This is a genomic window from Bacteroides hominis (genome assembly GCF_033042785.2).
GTDB lineage: Bacteria > Bacteroidota > Bacteroidia > Bacteroidales > Bacteroidaceae > Bacteroides > Bacteroides hominis.
The window spans coordinates 2139493-2158748 of record NZ_CP178829.1; the positions used below are offsets into that span (position 1 = coordinate 2139493).

17 protein-coding genes are annotated in these 19256 nt (G+C 44.5%); 6 read left to right on the plus strand and 11 right to left on the minus strand.

Going from position 1 to position 19256, the window contains the following annotated elements:
- Window positions 1-73 precede the first annotated feature (73 nt).
- From R3O62_RS08980 to R3O62_RS09010, 7 genes are all read right to left on the minus strand, one after another.
- A complete protein-coding gene (locus tag R3O62_RS08980; protein WP_005775638.1) occupies window positions 74-655 on the minus strand; it encodes a LemA family protein in 582 nt (193 codons plus the stop codon).
- Window positions 656-705: 50 nt separating this feature from the next.
- Window positions 706-1629, minus strand: a complete 924-nt coding sequence (locus tag R3O62_RS08985; RefSeq protein WP_022011941.1) for a TPM domain-containing protein — start codon at window positions 1627-1629, stop codon at window positions 706-708.
- 1 nt (window position 1630) lies between these two features.
- Complete coding sequence (locus R3O62_RS08990; RefSeq protein ID WP_005810187.1) at window positions 1631-2581, minus strand: alpha/beta hydrolase; 951 nt, start codon at window positions 2579-2581, stop codon at window positions 1631-1633.
- Window positions 2581-3324 carry a shikimate dehydrogenase family protein gene (locus R3O62_RS08995; protein WP_005775642.1) on the minus strand — a complete coding sequence of 248 codons (744 nt, stop codon included), beginning with the start codon at window positions 3322-3324 and terminating at the stop codon, window positions 2581-2583. The genes R3O62_RS08990 and R3O62_RS08995 overlap by 1 nt, the downstream gene beginning before the upstream one ends.
- A gap of 26 nt (window positions 3325-3350) precedes the next feature.
- Window positions 3351-4088 carry a bifunctional demethylmenaquinone methyltransferase/2-methoxy-6-polyprenyl-1,4-benzoquinol methylase UbiE gene (ubiE, locus tag R3O62_RS09000; protein WP_005775644.1) on the minus strand — a complete coding sequence of 246 codons (738 nt, stop codon included), beginning with the start codon at window positions 4086-4088 and terminating at the stop codon, window positions 3351-3353.
- 122 nt (window positions 4089-4210) lie between these two features.
- Window positions 4211-5152, minus strand: coding sequence for a phosphoribosylaminoimidazolesuccinocarboxamide synthase (locus R3O62_RS09005; RefSeq protein ID WP_186993119.1), 942 nt, complete (start codon window positions 5150-5152; stop codon window positions 4211-4213).
- A 19-nt stretch (window positions 5153-5171) separates the two neighbouring features.
- A complete protein-coding gene (locus R3O62_RS09010) occupies window positions 5172-6185 on the minus strand; it encodes a PhoH family protein (RefSeq protein ID WP_005810185.1) in 1014 nt (337 codons plus the stop codon).
- A 163-nt stretch (window positions 6186-6348) separates the two neighbouring features.
- On the opposite strand from R3O62_RS09010, the gene R3O62_RS09015 reads away from it, so the two are divergent.
- Window positions 6349-7029, plus strand: a complete 681-nt coding sequence (locus R3O62_RS09015; protein WP_005810183.1) for a DUF5715 family protein — start codon at window positions 6349-6351, stop codon at window positions 7027-7029.
- Between the two features lie 75 nt (window positions 7030-7104).
- On the opposite strand, the gene R3O62_RS09020 is transcribed toward R3O62_RS09015, so the two are convergent.
- Together R3O62_RS09020 and R3O62_RS09025 are read right to left on the minus strand one after the other, a co-directional pair.
- Window positions 7105-8742: a flotillin family protein gene (locus tag R3O62_RS09020; protein WP_005810181.1), complete on the minus strand. Its 1638-nt coding sequence runs from the start codon at window positions 8740-8742 to the stop codon at window positions 7105-7107.
- Window positions 8743-8765: 23 nt separating this feature from the next.
- A complete protein-coding gene (locus R3O62_RS09025; protein ID WP_005775649.1) occupies window positions 8766-9263 on the minus strand; it encodes a hypothetical protein in 498 nt (165 codons plus the stop codon).
- A 153-nt stretch (window positions 9264-9416) separates the two neighbouring features.
- On the opposite strand from R3O62_RS09025, the gene glaB reads away from it, so the two are divergent.
- The 5 genes from glaB to R3O62_RS09050 all read left to right on the plus strand — a co-directional run bounded on the left by glaB (window position 9417) and on the right by R3O62_RS09050 (window position 14833).
- A complete protein-coding gene (gene glaB, locus R3O62_RS09030; protein ID WP_193684272.1) occupies window positions 9417-11204 on the plus strand; it encodes an alpha-1,3-galactosidase in 1788 nt (595 codons plus the stop codon).
- A gap of 31 nt (window positions 11205-11235) precedes the next feature.
- Window positions 11236-12390, plus strand: a complete 1155-nt coding sequence (locus tag R3O62_RS09035; RefSeq protein WP_317472965.1) for a DUF4468 domain-containing protein — start codon at window positions 11236-11238, stop codon at window positions 12388-12390.
- 80 nt (window positions 12391-12470) lie between these two features.
- A complete protein-coding gene (gene truA / locus R3O62_RS09040; protein ID WP_250726348.1) occupies window positions 12471-13229 on the plus strand; it encodes a tRNA pseudouridine(38-40) synthase TruA in 759 nt (252 codons plus the stop codon).
- Between the two features lie 23 nt (window positions 13230-13252).
- The gene (locus R3O62_RS09045) at window positions 13253-14152 is read left to right on the plus strand and encodes a DMT family transporter (protein ID WP_005775654.1); all 900 of its coding nucleotides are present in this window, start codon (window positions 13253-13255) and stop codon (window positions 14150-14152) included.
- Between the two features lie 27 nt (window positions 14153-14179).
- Complete coding sequence (locus R3O62_RS09050; protein ID WP_250703160.1) at window positions 14180-14833, plus strand: DUF3256 family protein; 654 nt, start codon at window positions 14180-14182, stop codon at window positions 14831-14833.
- Here R3O62_RS09050 and R3O62_RS09055 read toward each other — a convergent pair.
- Together R3O62_RS09055 and R3O62_RS09060 are read right to left on the minus strand one after the other, a co-directional pair.
- On the minus strand, window positions 14814-15899 hold the full coding sequence (locus tag R3O62_RS09055; RefSeq protein ID WP_005810171.1) for a phosphotransferase enzyme family protein: 1086 nt from the start codon (window positions 15897-15899) through the stop codon (window positions 14814-14816). The two genes, R3O62_RS09050 and R3O62_RS09055, sit on opposite strands and share 20 nt — an antisense overlap.
- A gap of 21 nt (window positions 15900-15920) precedes the next feature.
- Window positions 15921-19256: a glycoside hydrolase family 2 TIM barrel-domain containing protein gene (locus R3O62_RS09060; protein ID WP_394854561.1), complete on the minus strand. Its 3336-nt coding sequence runs from the start codon at window positions 19254-19256 to the stop codon at window positions 15921-15923.

Genomic DNA, 19256 nt, shown 5'->3' on the forward strand with positions numbered 1-19256 from the left:
GTTATTTCCCACTTTATTCATCGGGTATTGTGTATCGACAATCTTTTCTGGTGAAAAGGATTTGCGTGACTTATCAGAATTTTACTTCCGGTGCCTTTTCCGTGCCTTCGGCTGCTTCGAAATAAGTACGTTTTTCGAAACCGAATATGGAAGCAAAGATGCTTTTCGGGAACCGACGGATAGAGGTATTGTATGCCTGCGCAGCGTCATTAAAATTTTTGCGGGCAACGTTGATGCGGTTTTCCGTACCTTCCAGTTGTGCCTGCAATTCAAGGAAGTTTTGGTTGGCTTTCAGGTCCGGGTAGTTTTCGGTGATGGCAAGCAACTTGCCCAATGCAGAAGTGACTGCTCCTTGCGCCTTCTGATACTCGGCTAACTTTTCCGGAGTGAGGTCATTAGCGTCTACTTTGATTTGAGTCGCTTTGCTGCGGGCTTCCACTACGCCTTCAAGTGTTTCCTTTTCATGTGAGGCATATCCCTTGACAGTGTTGACCAGGTTAGGAATCAGATCGGCACGACGTTGATACTGTGTCTCTACGTTAGCCCATTGGCTGCTTACATTCTCGTCCATGGATACCAGTCCGTTGTAGGCACTGATGGCCCAGATGACGATAACTGCCACTACGGCAATAAGGATAATAACTGACTTTTTCATATTGTTTCTTTTTGATTACTGATTAATGACTAATAGAATGATTGGGTTGCTTAGAAACGTGAGCCGGCACCTCCGCCTCCGCCCGAACCTCCTCCGAAGCTTCCACCACCGAAGCCGCCTCCGCCGCCTCCGAAACTTCCCCCTCCGAAGCCTCCGATGAAAGGACCTCCGCCTCTTCCGCCACGTCCCCTGTAATTGTCATCGTATGATTGTTGACGCCTGACTACGGTGTGTCCGCAATTGCGGCAAGTATAAATAATATCCTCGGTCTTTACTCCGCTGCGGTTCGATATTAAGTTCGTACCGCTCCGTTGAAGTTGATGTTTTCCACATTTTGGGCAACGGGTACTTGCCCGTGCAGCCAGTATACCTACCACTCCGGCCACCACAATGAAACCTAAAATAGCAAAGAGAAGCATGGAGGCGGATATCCCCTTTTCTCCGGTATCTTTATCATCATTTATCATGGAGCCATCCAGACGCCGGCATACTGCTTGTACTCCTGCTACCATTCCCCGGTTCCAGTCTCCCTTTTTGAGATAAGGGATCATGTCCTTGGTTTGTATGCGTTTGCAGATTGCGTCCGGCAGGTCACCTTCCAGTCCGTAGCCGGTATAGAACTGTATACATCGCTGATCGGTGACCAGTAAGATGACCAGTCCGTTATCTTTTCCTTTCTTGCCCACTCCCCATTGGTTCAGCAATTGATGGGAGAACTCAAAGCAGTCTTTATCTCCGATGGAAGGTACTACGGCAACTACAGTCTCGATACCTGTTTTTTGTTCCAGAGCATACAGCATCGAGTCCATTTCGTCACAAGCCTGTTGTGACAGGATGCCGGCAGGGTTACAGACATATTGCATCTTGTTCTGCAAATGTACTTTGGGGATATTCTCTACGGTGTATATCTTTTCCTGTGCTTTCAGTGGGAGGAATATCCACACGAAAAGTAAATAAGTGAGTATCTGTTTCATATCAATGAATGTAGCGGTCTGTGAATTCTTTTACTTTCCGGGTATATTCTTCCTTATTCTCTTTATAAGATAAGGCATGTGCGGCTCCCGGTACAATCCAAAGCTGCTTGGGAGCCGGTTTGGCTTCATAAAGAGGATAAACCATCCATGTGGGCACGTACGTATCTTTGTCCCCATGAATGAAGAACATCGGCAGGCGGCTTTTTTTAACCTGGTTCAATGATGAAGCCTCTTCGAAGTTCCATCCGTATTTTTTCTGGCACAGCAGGCTGGTGGTATTCATTAATGGGTATGAAGGAAGGTGGAAACTTGCTTTCAGTTCGTGCGAGAATTCATCCCAGACACTGGTGTAACCACAATCTTCAACGAAACATTTCACGAAGTAGGGCTGTACTTCGCCGGATACCATCATTGTGGTGGCCCCTCCCATTGAAATGCCATGTACAACCATTTGAGTACTGTCACCATAAAGCTCATTGGCGATGTGCATCCATTGCATTACGTCCAGACGGTCTTTCCATCCCATTTGAATGGCCGGTCCACCGCTCTCTCCCTGATGTTGCAGGTCGGGCAAAAGCACATTGTATTGCAGGTCGCGATTGTATAGATAGCCTATCATGAACATGCGGATTGCATTGTCCGTATAGCCATGTACAATGACCGCTGTCTTTTTGGTCGGCTGCGGGGCTGCGATGTAATAAGCATGCAGGCGGATGCCTTCCGGATTTAAAACAAAAGTGTCCCGAAGTGCATGAGCCTGATTGAGGCTATCCACCCAAGGACGTAAAAACGGATAGTTTTCGTACATGAAAGGATAAGAATCGGCATTCTTGGCACGTATCTTCGCTTCCGGGCGGAGCGAATAGTTGAGCATGAAGAAACTTCCGCCTATCGTACATCCGGTAAGCAGCAGCAATAATATAACGACGCTTATCTTGATTCCTTTTTTCATTATTTATTCCATATTTCCCATGCGGCAAATGCCTGCAGCAATAACATTTCGAGACCGTTTTTGGTTACGGCCCCATGCTCCTCTCCCTTTTTCATGAAAAGAGTGGTGTTTGGATTATATAACAAATCGTACAATAAATGGTTTGGTGTCAGTAATTCGTAGGGAATGGCAGGACAAAAGTCTACTTTCGGATACATACCTACCGGTGTACAGTTTACAATCACTGTATGTTCTGCCATGATTTCCGGAGTCAGTTCTTCGTAGGTCAGCATGCCTTCTTTTTGGGTACGGGACACGAATATACTATCGATTCCCAGATTCTTCAGGCCATGATAGATTGCTTTGGACGAACCGCCTGTACCCAGGATTAATGCTTTTTTATGATAAGGTTGCAACAATGGCTGAATGGACTGGCTGAATCCTATTATGTCAGAATTATATCCTGTCAGTTTTACTTTTCCTTTAGGACCACGAACAATTTTAATAACATTGACTGCACCTATTTGGGCAGTGTCTTTATCCAACTCGTCAAGGAAAGGGATGACTTGCTCTTTATAAGGGATTGTTACGTTCAGTCCGCACAGATTGGGGTTTTCTTCGATCACTTCCATAAAATCGTTGATTTCAGGAATCTCAAAGTTGACATATTCGGCGTCTATGCCTTCAGACTTAAACTTTTCATTGAAAAAGCCGATAGAAAACGAATGTTTCAGTGGATAGCCAATTAAACCATACTTTTGCATAAAGGGGGAAGATGTTAAATTAATATTTATTTCGTAGCCGTATAAAGTGTACAGATGCCGAATGTCAGCCGTCGGAATTGTACCTGGCTGAAGCCAACCTGCGAGATAACGTTTTTCATAACCTCTCCTTGGGGAAATGCTTTGATTGTTTGAGGCAGGTAGCTGTAAGCACTGTTGTCTTTCGATAATAGTTTGCCGAGGGTTGGAATGACTATTTTTGAGTAAATGGAAAATAATTGTTTCATCGGAAATCGATCCGGAGTTGTCAGCTCAAGGATTACCAGATGCCCGCCCGGTTTGAGGACACGGCACATTTCGGAAAGCCCTTTATCCAAATCTTCAAAGTTGCGGATACCAAAAGCGACAGTGATAGCGTCAAAACGGTTGTCGGCAAACGAGAGGGAGGTACAGTCTTCCTTTGCAAAAGATATCTTTTCGGAAAGACCTTCCTTTTTCACTTTTTCACGTCCCACATTCATCATTCCTTCAGAAATGTCTGTTCCGATCAGCTGGTCGGGTTGCAGTTCGCGGCATGCCAGAATGGCAAAGTCACCGGTACCGGTTGCCACATCCATTATCTGTTGCGGGCGGAAAGGTTTGAGCCAATTGATTGCCTTTCGTCGCCAACTCCGGTCAATCCCTAATGAAAGGGTATGATTCAGTTGGTCGTATGCAGGGGCAATGTTGTCGAACATCTGTTCTACCTGTTCGCTCTTTTTCCCGTCATTGCTATAAGGTTTGATTTGTTCTTGTGGGTAGTTCATTTTTCATTCAGAGTTTTATTCACCACAGGGTTTACAAAAGTGGACGGTTTTGGGTTTCAAAACCATGTTTGTGTACTCTGTATACCCTGTGGTGAATCTTATTCGTTTCTGATTCGGGCTTCTTATTTTAGAAATGCCATTACGTTCTTCTCGATACGTTCAGCGATGTTGCTGGTATCTTCTTTAACGAATTTCTCACCAGTGATGTTTTCGAATAATTCAATATAACGCTCGCTGATACTTTCTACGATGGCAGGAGTCATTTCAGGAACTTTCTGTCCTTCTTTACCCTGGAATCCGTTTTCCATTAACCACTCACGCACAAATTCTTTGGAGAGTTGCTTTTGGGCTTCACCTTTTTCGAAACGTTCCTGGTAACCGTCGGCATAGAAGTAACGGCTTGAGTCCGGAGTGTGGATTTCGTCCATCAGGTAGATGGTACCGTTGTGTTTACCAAATTCATATTTGGTGTCTACCAAAATCAAACCGCGTTCTGCTGCAATTGCAGTTCCGCGTTTGAACAGGGCCAATGTATATTTTTCAAGTGTAGCATATTCTTCCGGAGTAGCCAATCCCTGGGCCAGAATCTCTTCTTTGGAGATGTCTTCATCATGCAGTCCCATTTCTGCTTTTGTGGTTGGAGTCACGATGGGTTCGGGGAACTTCTGGTTTTCTTTCATACCTTCAGGAAGTTTTACGCCACAGATTTCGCGTACACCGCTTTTGTAGGCACGCCATGCGCTTCCGCAAAGATAACCGCGCACGATCATTTCTACCGGGAAACCTTCACAAAGCACTCCTACTGTAACCATTGGATCCGGGGTTGCGACTTTCCAGTTCGGACAGATGTCTGTTGTGGCATCCAGAAATTTAGCTGCAATCTGATTCAGCATTTGTCCTTTATAAGGGATGCCTTCGGGTAATACTACATCAAAGGCCGAGATACGGTCGGTAGCTACCATTACGAGTTGTTCGCCATTGATGTTGTACACATCACGTACTTTTCCGTGGTACACGCTTTTCTGTCCCGGAAAGTTGAAATCTGTTTTTGTTAATGCTTTCATACTTCTATATAATTATGAATTACAAATTACCAACGTTTTGCCGTTCTTTGCTTATGGTGAGCCGCTCGCCGTTTAACTTTTCCCGTTCGATTTTCTTTTCTTTGTCGAACTTTTCGTAAGCGTCTACAATCCGTTCTACCAGCTTATGGCGCACTATGTCTTTTTTATTCAGTTCAACAAAACTGATTCCTTTGACTCCTTTTAGAATGCGCAATGCCTGCACCAACCCCGATGTTTGTGAAGCCGGAAGGTCTATCTGGGTCATATCTCCGGTGATGATCATCTTGGTATTCATTCCCATACGGGTGAGGAACATTTTAATTTGCTGCGTGGTAGTATTCTGAGCCTCGTCCAGGATTACGACTGCATCATTTAGCGTACGTCCGCGCATAAAGGCTAATGGGGCAATCTGGATGATGTTCAGTTCCATGTATTCCTTTAGTTTGGCAGCTGGAATCATGTCCTGCAAAGCATCATAAAGAGGTTGCAGATACGGGTCTATTTTATCTTTCATATCTCCGGGCAGAAAACCTAACTTTTCACCGGCTTCTACCGCAGGGCGGCTGAGGATAATCTTCTTTATTTCTTTGTTTTTCAGTGCACGAACCGCTAAGGCTATGGCCGTATAGGTCTTGCCCGAACCTGCAGGTCCGATGGCAAATACCATATCGTTCTTGGCAAATCCTTCTACCAGCTTCAATTGATTTTCGCTGCGTGGAATAATGGGTTTTCCCGTGACACTGAATACAATCACATTGCCTGCTTTTTCGGCTTGCGGCGCATTCCCTTTTATAATGTCGATAATGACTTCTTCTTTCAGTGAATTGTATTCGGCGCAATATTTTTCAAGCTTGGTGATGTTTTCTTCGAAAGCGCACATTTCTTCCTCGTCGCCTAGTACTTTAATGACATTGCCTCGGGCAACAATGCGCAGCTTTGGATACAAAGCTTTTATTAATTGTATGTTAGCGTTGTTTACGCCATAAAAGATAACTGGATCGATATCCTCAAGAACTATCAGCTTTTCTATCATTGAATCAATTTAAAGGTTCACGCATACGCTGTGAAATGGACTGCAAATTTAATGAATCGTTCTCATACTTTGCCGATTCTTGCCGAATTAATTTGCGATGCTCTTTCCTGAGAAAGACAATTCCAGTATATTTGTGCCCTCGGAACTTATAAAAAGGCTAATTATGGATTTATCCAACTACAGGTATCTATTTACTATTTCTGTATTTTTATGTTTTACCCCGGTTTTTCTGGCAGGTTGCAAAAAGAAAGATATGTCTCTTAAACTTAACGAACCGCGTAACATCAAGGGAGTGGTAAGTTATAAACGTTCATTCGGGGATTTGAATGATGTGCAGCTAAAAGCGGCCCATACTTGGGGAATTACTCCGTTAGCCTCGCGTGAAGAAGCGGAAAATATGGATGGAAAACTGGTTCACATTACTGATAATGAATTTTATGCAGTGGATTCACTTACTCATTCCATTCCTTATTTAGTACCGCGTGCCAGTGCATTACTCGATACGATTGGAGCGAATTTTTTAGATTCATTGACTGCCAAAGGACTCAATCCGAATAAGATCATTGTTACATCTGTGCTTCGGACAGAGAATGATGTAAAACGTTTGCGTCGCCGGAATGGCAATGCGTCAAAAAACTCATGTCATTTCTACGGAACAACATTCGATGTAAGCTGGAAGCGGTTTAAGAAAGTAGAAGATGAGGAGGGACGTCCTCTTCAGGATGTAAGTGCCGATACCTTAAAGTTAGTGTTGGCTGAAGTGTTGCGTGATGTTCGCAAGGCTGATAAATGTTATATAAAGTATGAACTGAAACAAGGATGTTTTCATATAACAACGAGATAAACGGTAAACTATAAACGATGAACAAAGACTCGCAGAAGTAGCGCAGCCTGTTCATCGTTTATCGTTCATTGTTGTTTACTGTTTTTTATCTTCTTTTTCCTCCTTCTTGTCTTTTTCTTCCGGGTGAATAATGTTTTTAACCGTTTCTCCGATAGGCAGTTTGTCCAATACTCCTAAACTTGGCGCGACAGTTTTTACCAATGTGTTCAAGAAATTGCTTGTGCCTCCATTACCTCCGTCGAATACAGTGATATTGCCTAAGTTCATATGTTCGAAGGCTTTTACCTGTTCGCCTGCTATTTCTTTCCACTGATCTACCATCTTGTATTGAATAGCAATAGCCGGGTTTGATTCGGCAGCTTTCACCATGGCTTCGAAACCTTCTGCTTCTGCCAGTAACGAGCGTTTTTTACCTTCTGCTTCTGCTTCGAGTTTCAGTTGAATCGCTTTTGCCTCTGCCTCTGCCTGTGCCAGTGTTGCTTTGGCACGGGCTTCTGCTTCACGGGTGATTTTTTCGGCTACGGCTTCTGCTTGCAGAATAGCTTCTTGGCGGGCAACTTCTGCCGGTACTATTTTTTCTGCTTTCAGAGATGATTCTACTTTTCGTGCTTTTGCCTCTTCCACTTCTTTTTGAGCGATTTCTTTAGCTGTCTGTACGGCTGCTTCCGATTTGGCTGCAGCTTCACCGGCTTGTTTGTCGGCATTGGCTTGGGTTACGGCCAGTTCGGAGTTAGACAACGCGATTTCTTTTTGTGCTTCGTTTCGTCCGATGGCAGCTTTCTTTTGTGCTTCAGCTTGTTTGATCTCCATGTCGGAGTTCAACTCTGCAATGCGGCTTTCCTTTTCGGTATTGGCCTGCTCTATCCGGATATTCTTTTCTGCTTCTGCTTTAGCCACTTGCGATTCTTTTTCCGCATTGGCGATAGCTACCTGGGAGATACGGTCTTTATCGGCATTGGCTACGGAGATTTCTTGCAGCTTTTTGGTTTCCGCAATGGCGATATCTTGATCTTTACGAGTCTCCGCCACTTTGGTTTCACGTTCTTTAATCTGGTTGGCAATCTTGATAGCACCCAGTTTTTCCTGTTCTTCAATATTGGCTTGTGCCTCGTTTTGAGCTTTACTTTCCGCTTCTTTTCCTAAATTGACGATATAATTGGCAGCATCGCGAATATCGCTGATGTTAATATTCATCAGGTACAAACCGAATTTGCGGAGTTCTGTATCAATGTTATCTTTTACTTTAGAGAGAAATTTATCACGGTCGGAGTTCAACTCCTCAATTGTCATGTCGGCAATAACCAGACGCATCTGTCCGTAAACCACATCTGTTATCAGATTTTGTTTATCGTCCATGGTCAGCCCCAGCATACGTTCGGCAGCATTTTGCATGACTTCGGGATCCGTACTGATAGCTACTGTAATGGTAGTCGGTACATCCACACGAATATTTTGGGCGGAAAGTGCTCCTGTCAGTTTACAGTCTATCTGCATCGGTTTCATCGACAGGAATTCATATCCCTGTACGATAGGCCATACGAAAGCGGCACCACCGTGATATAGTTTTGCAGACTTTTTGTCTCCGCCTGTCTTACCATATACTACTAATACTTCGTCACTTTTACATTTCCGGTAGCGTGAAAGGATACCGATAAATGTAATTAAGATTACCGCCACGAGTATGGCAGCCATAATCATCATTTCTTGGGTCATAGTTCTCTTTTTTGAGTTTTTAATTATTGGATATATAAAGTTCCGTCCTTGTAGGAGGTGATCGTTGCTTTATCTCCGGTTTGATAGGGTTTACCTGATTCCGTGATAACATCAATTTCTCTCATGGCACCATCCCGGCTGACTTGTACGGTATACTTTTTTTCGTTCTGTTTGAAGTAAATGGTACATTCTCTTCCTACTAATTGTTCTGTTCTCTCCGAGTGATTGGTCTGTTGCAGCTGGTAGGCTTTCTTATATAAAAACCAGACGGCAAATACAAATATCAGTCCGATGACAAATCCAGTCAGGTAAGTCTGTATTTCGGTGTTGTGCTGCAGATACATATACCAGCCGAATCCGATACCGAAGTGGGTCAATCCTTTAAAGGAAACCACACTGCTGATATCAGTGTCGATGTCCGTATCTGCGTCGAAATCACCAAAAAAAACGGATAGGATGAATTGTACTGCAAAAATGCCTGTCGTGACAATAGCAATGGTTAGGAAAATATTACTACTCATGGCAATAGGTGTTTAATGGATCATTTTATAGATATAGTCCCCAAATATACATCTTTGGTTTTTATATGCAAAGGTAAACTAACAAAAAAATGGAAGAATCGGAAAATGAATGTATATTTGTACCCTAATTATTAAACAGAAATTGAAAAAACTATGAAGACAATCCTACTCTTTACTCTGAGTCTGCTGCTCTCTTTATCCGTGTCGGATGTTTGTGCACAAGAACGTGTTTACGACATTTCCCAGTTTGGTTTGAAAGCCAATAGTAAGAAAAACGCATCACCTGTTGTGCGTAAGGCCATAGCTAAGATTAAAGCTGAATGCCGTAATGGTGAAGAAGTGGTACTTCGTTTTCCTGCCGGACGCTACAATTTCCATGAAAACGGTTCGGATGTACGCGAATATTATATATCCAATCACGATCAGGACAATCCCAAAAAGGTGGGCATTGCCTTGGAAGATATGAAGAACCTGACTATTGACGGACAAGGTTCCGAGTTTGTATTTTATGGAAGGATGATTCCGGTTTCTTTGCTCCGTTCGGAGAATTGTGTACTGAAGAACTTCAGTATTGATTTTGAACAGCCTCATATTGCTCAGGTGCAAGTGATAGAGAATGATCCGGAAAAAGGAATCACTTTTGAACCTGCATCGTGGGTGGATTATCGTATAAGTAAGGATTCTGTATTTGAAGGACTGGGTGAAGGCTGGACAATGCGATACTCTTGGGGAATTGCTTTCGATGGTAAAACAAAACATGTCGTATACAACACCAGTGATATCGGTTGTCCTACCAAAGGAGCTTTCGAAGTGGCTCCCCGCCGTATCTGTTCTCCGAAATGGAAAGATGCGCGTCTGGTGCCTGGCACGGTAGTAGCCATGCGTGGATGGGGACGTCCTACTCCCGGTATTTTCATGTCACATGACATTAATACTTCTTTGCTTAATGTTAAAGTGCATTATGCCGAAGGCATGGGACTTTTGGCACAGCTTTGCGAAGATATTACACTCGATGGTTTCGGGGTTTGTCTGAAAGGCGATAATGATCCTCGTTATTTCACAACGCAGGCAGATGCCACTCACTTCTCCGGATGTAAGGGAAAGATTATTTCGAAGAATGGCCTGTACGAAGGAATGATGGATGACGCCATTAATGTACACGGAACTTATCTGAAAGTAATCAAGCGGGTAGATGATCATACGTTGATAGGACGCTATATGCACGATCAGTCCTGGGGTTTCGAATGGGGATGTCCGGGGGATGATGTTCAGTTTGTACGTTCTGAAACAATGGAGTTGATTGGCAATCAAAACCAGATTACTGCAATTCGTCCTTATGATAAAAATGAAATATCGGGAGCCCGTGAGTTCAGCATTACTTTTAAAGATCCTATTGATCCGACTATCAATGAAAAAAGTGGTTTTGGGATTGAAAACCTGACATGGACTCCTGAAGTGCTGTTTGCCGGCAATACGATTCGCAATAACCGTGCTCGCGGTACACTGTTCAGCACTCCTAAAAAAACAGTGGTAGAAGACAATCTGTTTGATCATACCTCCGGTACGGCTATTTTATTGTGTGGCGATTGCAATGGCTGGTTCGAGACAGGTGCTTGTCGTGATGTTACCATTCGCCGCAATCGTTTTATCAATGCGCTTACCAACATGTTCCAGTTTACCAATGCAATTATCTCTATTTATCCTGAAATACCTAATTTGAAAGATCAACAGAAGTATTTTCATGGTGGTAAAGACGGAGGTATTGTGATTGAGGACAATGAATTCGATACATTTGACGCACCGATTCTTTATGCAAAGTCAGTAGACGGGTTGATATTCCGCAACAATGTGATTAAAACCAATACAGAATTTAAGCCTTTCCACTGGAATAAAAACCGTTTCTTGCTTGAACGGGTGACAAACGTGAAGATTTCAGAGTAAAGTAGGGACTCTGTAAAATACTTATAAACGTATGAAGAGAATTTTATTATCCCTTTTAATCTGTTTCCCTATACTTCTTTGGGCGCAGGAAGACAATAGTAAATATTTGGCTGGTGCAGTGCCGGTTGTTAATGGAAAGGTCATCTTTACAGAACATATTCTGGCTCCCGGGTTATCAAAACAACAAGTTTATGATGTCTTGTTGAAGTGGGCCGAGAAACGTTTTGCACCTTCAAAAGGACAAAAGGGCAGAGTTGCCTATTTTGATAAGGAAAGAGGGCAGATTGCATGTCTGGGTGAAGAATATCTTCAACTATCTGCAACCAACAGTTTCTTTTTGGATCGTGCTACCATCAAATATCGATTGGTGATGAACTGTCTGGATGGATCTTGCAAGATGGAGATGTACAACATTTCTTATTTTCATGGTGACAATAAAGAAATGGAGGCCGAAGACTGGATAACAGATGAGGCGGGACTGAATAAAGCCAAAACAAAAGTGGTTGCCAAGTATGGAAAACTCCGTATCAAAACAATCGATCTGTTTGATGACCTGACGGAAAAGGCAGCGAAGGCGTTGGGAGGAACGGAGGCGCTGGTTCCCCTCATAGCCAAAGAACCGAAAGTTGTTCCGGGAGAGTTTAGCCGGGAAATTCCGGGGGCTGCTGCGGACGGTTCCATGGCAGGCTACAAACGCATCTCTGCGGATAAGATCCCGGGCAATATCATTAAGATGCTTTCTGAGGACTGGATGCTGATTACAGCCGGTACGGAAGAAAAATATAACATGATGACGGCAAGTTGGGGCGGATTGGGATATCTTTATAATAAACCGGTTTCGTTTTGTTTCATTTATCCTACGCGTTATACTTATCAGTTGATGGAAAAGAATGACACATATACTATCAGCTTTTATACGGAAGCTTATCGGGATGCTCTGAAATATTGTGGAAGCCATAGTGGAGGTGATACTGATAAGGTGAAAGGCGCCGGACTGACTCCTCTCACTACTCCTTCGGGCAGTAAAGCTTTCTCGGAAGCATGGATGATTATAGAATGCAAAAAAATGCTCTCCCAGCCGATTGCTTCCGGTGCTTTTGATAGTCCGGAATTGAAAGGAGAATGGAAGGATAAACCTTTGCACAAGATGTATATCGGTGAGATAATCAATGTGTGGATCAAGTAAAGCAATTAATTATTGATAAGTATCAATCCCTACTTATCAATTAAAGCAGTATCTTTGCACGCAAAAACCAAGTGAACGGAATGAGCGTGCAAAGATATTTTATTTATTTGGCCTATGATGGCACCCATTATCATGGATGGCAGATTCAGCCTAACGGTATCAGTATACAGGAATGCCTGATGAAGGCACTTGCCACTTTTTTACGGAGAGATACGGAAGTGATTGGGGCGGGACGGACAGATGCCGGGGTACATGCTTCGCTGATGGTTGCTCACTTCGATTACGAAGGAGAGGTGCTGGATACGGATAAGGTAACCGAGAAGTTGAATCGTCTTTTACCTCAGGATATTTCAGTCTATAAAGTTTGCCGGGTAAGGCCGGACGCACATGCGCGGTTTGATGCGACAGCCCGTACTTATAAATATTATATCACTACCGTAAAGTATCCTTTTAATCGCCAGTATCGTTACCGGATACACAATCCGCTCGACTTTCAGAAGATGAACGAGGCCGCTCTGACCTTGTTTCATTATACGGATTTTACCAGTTTCAGTAAATTGCATACGGATGTAAAGACCAACATCTGCAAGATTATGCATGCCGAATGGACACAGGAGGATGAATATACCTGGGTGTTTACCATTCAGGCCGACCGTTTCCTGCGCAACATGGTACGTGCCATCGTCGGTACTTTATTGGAAGTAGGCAGAGGTAAGTTGTCGGTAGATGACTTCCGTAGAATAATCGAGCAACAAGACCGTTGTAAAGCCGGAACCTCTGCTCCCGGCAATGCGCTTTTCCTGGTGAATGTAGAATATCCTCAAGATATATTTGAATGAGTTCTTTTTAAATAAACTCTGTTATGTGGTTACTCCTTGCTTTTCTTTCAGCGACCTTGCTGGGCTTTTATGATGTGTTTAAAAAGAAGTCGTTAAAGGACAATGCGGTTCTGCCTGTCTTGTTTCTCAATACGCTCTTTTCCAGTCTTATATTCCTGCCTTTCATCTTGTTGTCGGCATTTGTCCCCGGAGTGCTGGAGGGTACTATGTTCGATGTACCGGTCGTCGGGTGGGAAGTACACAAATTTATCATTATCAAGTCTTTTATCGTACTTTCTTCGTGGATACTCGGCTATTTCGGGATGAAACACCTGCCTATTACGATTGTAGGTCCCATTAATGCAACCCGCCCTGTAATGGTGCTTGTGGGAGCCATGCTGGTTTTTGGCGAGCGTCTGAATCTCTATCAGTGGATCGGTGTGTTGCTGGCTGTAGTTTCTTTCTTTATGCTAAGCCGTTCGGGGAAGAAAGAAGGGATTGACTTTAAACATAACAAGTGGATTCTTTTTATTGTGTTGGCAGCCGTAGCAGGTGCGGTAAGCGGATTGTATGATAAGTATCTGATGAAGCAGTTGCCCCCGATGGTGGTACAGTCGTGGTATAATGTCTATCAGGTGTTCATCATGTGTCCTATCCTTGCCTTGCTCTGGTGGCCCAAACGTAAGTCGTCCACACCCTTCCGCTGGGACTGGGCCATCATCTTTATTTCCATTTTCCTCTGCGCTGCGGACTTTGTTTACTTCTATGCATTGAGTTACGAAGATTCGATGATTTCGATTGTCTCGATGGTTCGGAGAGGAAGCGTCATCGTATCTTTCCTTTTCGGTGCTATGATGTTCCGTGAAAAGAATTTAAAAAGCAAGGCGATTGACCTTATTCTGGTGTTAATCGGAATGATATTCCTATATTTGGGAACTAAATAAGAACGTAAAGAAACAAGATTATCAGATATGAAAAATTCTACTCTTACCCTCCTGGTATTTATTCTGGGTATTTTTTCTTCCTTTGCTGTCAAAGCGCAGGAGGCCAAAACGGTGTTCGTGAATATACCTGACTCACTGTGTCCGTTGCTGACATCGGTGAACCGTGCAGATTGTATCGATTTCATCGAAAGTAAGATGAAGGCCCAGGTGACCAACCGTTTCGGGGGTAAGTCGGAAATGACGGAATTAAGTCCCGATTATATATCTCTTAAAATGTCTGATGCGAGCAGTTGGCAGATGAAACTGTTACCGCTGAACGATAGTGTAAAAGTGGTCTGTGCTGTTTCTACTGTTTGTGCTCCGGCATGCGACAGTCATATCCGCTTCTATACCACCGATTGGAAAGAACTTCCTGCCGATGGGTTTCTGCCTTCAGAGCCTCATATAGATAATTTCTTTACTTCTTCCGACTCTACTGATTACGATTTTATCGATGCCCGTCTGCAAGCCGATATGACTTTGATGAAGGCGGAGCTTTCTAAAGAGGATGAGACGTTGACTTTTACTCTGACTACTCCGGAGTATATGGAAAAAGAAACGGCGGAAAAACTGAAACCGTTTCTCCGCCGTTCAATTGTTTACACCTGGAAAGGTGGGAGGTTTATCCCAGACACTCTTTGATGTATGCCTCCATTTCGGGAGTATGTTCTTCTACGCTTTGCAATAGCTTGAATTGTGCTTTTGTACGAACCAGATTATGTTCGGGATACTTAATCTTGTAATAAGTGTCTCCGTTGATGTAGTCTGCCAGGAAGCGTACACATTGCATATAAGGGAAGAGAGCTGCTGCATAAGGCAGATTCTCAATCTCGATCGGAGTGAGGAATGAACCGGCTCCTTCCAGATATCCCTTGGTGAATGCTTTGAATATCTCCATGTTGAAGTTGACATTATCCAGGTTTTTATCGTCTTCGTCTCCGGTATTGGCTCCTGTACGCAGGAAATCACCGTAGTCAGAGAAGATAAAGCTTGGCATTACTGTATCGAGGTCGATTACACAAAGCACTTTGCCATCTTCGTCGAACATCATATTGTTCACTTTCGTATCGCAGTGGCATACGCGTTTCGGCAGTTTGCCTTCACGATACAGGCGTTCGGCCTTGCACATTTCGTCTGCACGTTTCTCTATTTCGTCCAGATAATACTGTACTTCAGTTACTCGTCCGGCTGCATTGGCTGCTACAGCTTCACGAAGTTGCTTCAGGCGGAATTCCATGTTATGGAAATCGGGGATAGTCTCACCCAGTGTTGTCGGGATGTCAGCCAGCATTGCCTGGAAGTTACCGAAAGCAGCTCCGGCATAATATGAATATTCCGGGTTTACTGTTTCATAAGTTTTGGCACGGGGGATGAATACCATCACACGCCAGTAGCTGTCACCGTCGAACCAGTATGTTTTGCCTTCTTCTGTCGGGAGGAAAGTCAGTACCTTGCGGTCAATATCTGTTTCTCCGGCTTCCGTCAGTTTTTTGCGGATGTGTCCGGTTACAGCAGCGATGTTGTCCTGAAGCATTTCCACATTCTGGAAAATGGCGTGGTTGATACGTTGCAACACATAGTCGGGAGCATCTGTTTCGGTAGTGTTTACCTTATAAGTGTCGTTAATCAGTCCGGCGCCGAGTGGTTTGATTTCGCTTACAGTGCCTTGTACTTTGAATTTAGATACGATGTTCAGTAAATCTTTCATGGTTTCTATTTTTAAGTTAGTTTATCTTGGTACGATTGTAAATCCCCATTTGTATTCCTGGTTTGCCGGAATGTTGTAGCCCGGTTCGGGACGTGCACCCCAGCTGTTATATCCGGCCACACCCTGCTGCTTCATATCCACACATACCTCAACGAAGTTTCTCGGTGAGATATCGTTGATATGTGTCTTTCTCGGCAACTGATCTTTGGCTTTGCTTTCATCGTGAACCAGTTCACCGGCATCACGGTTCAGCCATTGATACGGACGTGATACGGTTTCTTCTCCGTCAAAATCCTCTACCGAATTGCGCAGTGCATTGAAGCCGATTGTTTTGTCTGCATAGATCGTCAGTCCCTTACCGCCTTTTTTATTCAGGGTCAGCCAACGGGTGTCGGTATGATGGCCGTTTTCCTGCGGACGTACGTATGGGAAGTACATATTGTCGGCGGTTGTTTTATAGAGGTCGATCAGGGTACCGGCATTACGGTCCACATAGTTTTCCTCCGGTCCGCGTCCGAAGTATTCTACCTGGTTCATTTCTGCAGGCAGACGGAAGCGTACACCGATACGGGGTACTTCCAGTTTAGAAGCAGCCTTGCGCGCCGCATCGCTTCCCGGAGTGAAAGTAGCCATCAGTGTTGCCTCGGAGGCTTCGGTTTTGGCAGCTTCCATATCGGTAGAAGTGAAAGTGAAATCAGCCTTTACTACACCCGAAGGATGGATGCGGTATGTAACAATGTAAAGGTTACCGGCAGCCAGCAGATAGTTGGCGGTCAATACGGCATCTTTGCCGTCCATTACTATGCTGGCGTCTACTACATTGAAGTTTTTGCTCGATTGTTTCCATACTTGCAGGCGTTTGGGGTTACCGTTGCCATAGTCGTTATCGTTCGGTGCACGCCAGAAGTTAGGCTGAAGTCCGAAACCATCTTTAAAGTATTCGGTTCCGCCTACTTTATATGAAGAAACCAAGCCGGTTTTCTTATCAAATACGAAGCTTACCTTTGAAGAGGAAGCACTCAGTTCGTTGCCTTCTGCCGATACTTTCAGAGTTGGACCACCGGTAGCGAAAGTACGTTCACCCGGTTCAATCGGCAGGCGGAACTGTTCGTATGCAATTTCGTGTCCAACCGGAATCAACGGCTCCGGTTCAGTCGTAGTTACGTTGAAGTATATGAAGTATTCGGTTCCCGGTTTCGATTTCAGTCCGCTTACCGGAATAGTAATTTCTTTACTTCCCTGTGGCTCTACATTGACTGACATTTTACCACCTTTCACCGTTTTTCCGTTTGCTTTAATGGTATACGAGATCATATACTTCTGCAGGTTTGTGAAGTAGAAACGATTTTTAACCAGGAATTTTCCATTGGCCGGATCCACCGGTTCGAAAGCTACGTTCTGATGAACATACTTCACTTCAGCCATTGCCGGATGCGGTGTACGGTCCGGACTAACGATGCCATTGCAGCAGAAGTTACCGTCGTTCGGCGTATTTACACCATAGTCACCACCGTATGTCCAGAAGTGACGTCCGTTCTCGTCTACTGCGTCAATGCCCTGGTCCACCCAGTCCCAGATGTATCCACCCTGCAAGTTCGGATATTTATAGATTGCTTTCCATTGATCCCAGAGGTTACCGTTCGAGTTACCCATTGCGTGTGAATATTCGGAAGGGGCTATCGGACGGTCGCTGCCCCGTTTACCCATGGCTTCGAGCCACTGTGCTCCCGGATATTGCGGAACGTACATATCGGAGTTCCATTCCCACTGGGCACGTTCGTAGTTTACCGGACGGTCCATGATGTTTTTATCGGCATCCTTCAACCAAAGGTAGGTCTGATAGAAGTTGTAACCGTTACCGGCTTCATTACCCAGTGACCAGAAAGTCAGACTCGGATAGTTCTTGTTACGTTCGAACATGTTGATCGTGCGGTCCATATGTGCTTTCAGCCATTCGGGGTTGTTTCCTAACGTACCACCTTTTTTCAGGTCGTAGTACATGCCGTGGCTTTCGATGTTTGCTTCATCATATACATAAAGTCCGTATTCGTCGCATAACTCATAGAAGCGGCGGTCCTGCGGATAATGGCATAGGCGGACCGTATTCAGGTTATGTTGTTTCATCAATTCGAAATCTTTGCGCATCAGCTCTTCGGTCATATAGTGACCGGTAGCCGGATTGTGTTCGTGGATGTTTACTCCCTTTAGTTTCAGCGGCTGGCCATTGATAAAGAGGCATACATAAGGCTTTCCGTTACCCGCCAGTTGCTCGATCGGTTTGATTTCGATACGGCGGAAACCCACGTTAAACGGAATGATTTCGTTCACTTTACCGTTTTCTTTCACGGTCATCACCAGCTTGTAAAGATTAGGAGCTTCCGAAGTCCAGGTTTTGACTCCCGGGAGTGTCTGGTCGAAAGATACTGTGCGGGTTTCTCCGGCAGCTACATCAGCAGTTTTTTCTCCGGTGGCTACTACGTTACCTTTGGCATCGAGCAATTCGTATACCAGAGCCATGTTGCTGGCAGCCGAACCGTTATTTCTCAGGTCTGCACCCAGTTTGAAGATACCGTCTTTGTATGTATCGTCCAGGGTGGATGTCACGCGGAAGTCTTTCAACGCGGCTTTAGGTTGTGAATAGAGGAAAACATCACGTTCGATGCCGCTGATACGCCAGAAGTCCTGGCATTCCAGATAAGACCCGGTACTCCAACGGTAAATCTTTAGAGTAAGTACATTTTTGCCGGGTTTCACGAATTTGTTGATCAGGAACTCCGCAGAGTTTTTGGAATCTTCGCTATAACCCACTTCCTGCCCGTTGATGTACACGTATACGCCCGATTTGGCACCGGCCAGGTGAAGATAAATATCACGTCCGTCCCAATCGGCGGGGATATCGATGTCACGACGGTACACACCTACCGGATTGGCCTCCGGTAGAGTCGGAGGTTGTGGGTTACGGGGCTGGAATTCATAACCGTGATTGGTATAGATAGCCACGCCATGGCCCTGTACTTCCCAGTTGCCCGGTACTTTTATATCTGTCCAGTCGGCTGTGCTCACCGAAGGGTCGGTGATGTTAGCCGGCAGATTCTTGTATGAATCTACAAAGTAGAACTTCCAGGTTCCGTTCAGAAGTTGATAATATTTGCTTTTTTCGAACTTTCCGGTCAAGGCGTTTGCACGGTTTTCGTAGGTCATAAATGAAGAACGGGGGTATTCTTTATTTACGGCTACTACCTGTACGTCTTGCCAGTAAGGCTTCTTCGGTTCATTGCCGGCCGAAGCAAAAGCGGAGGCCATCAGGAGGCCACCCAGCATAAGGCTATTTAAGGTATCAGATAGTCTTAATTTCAT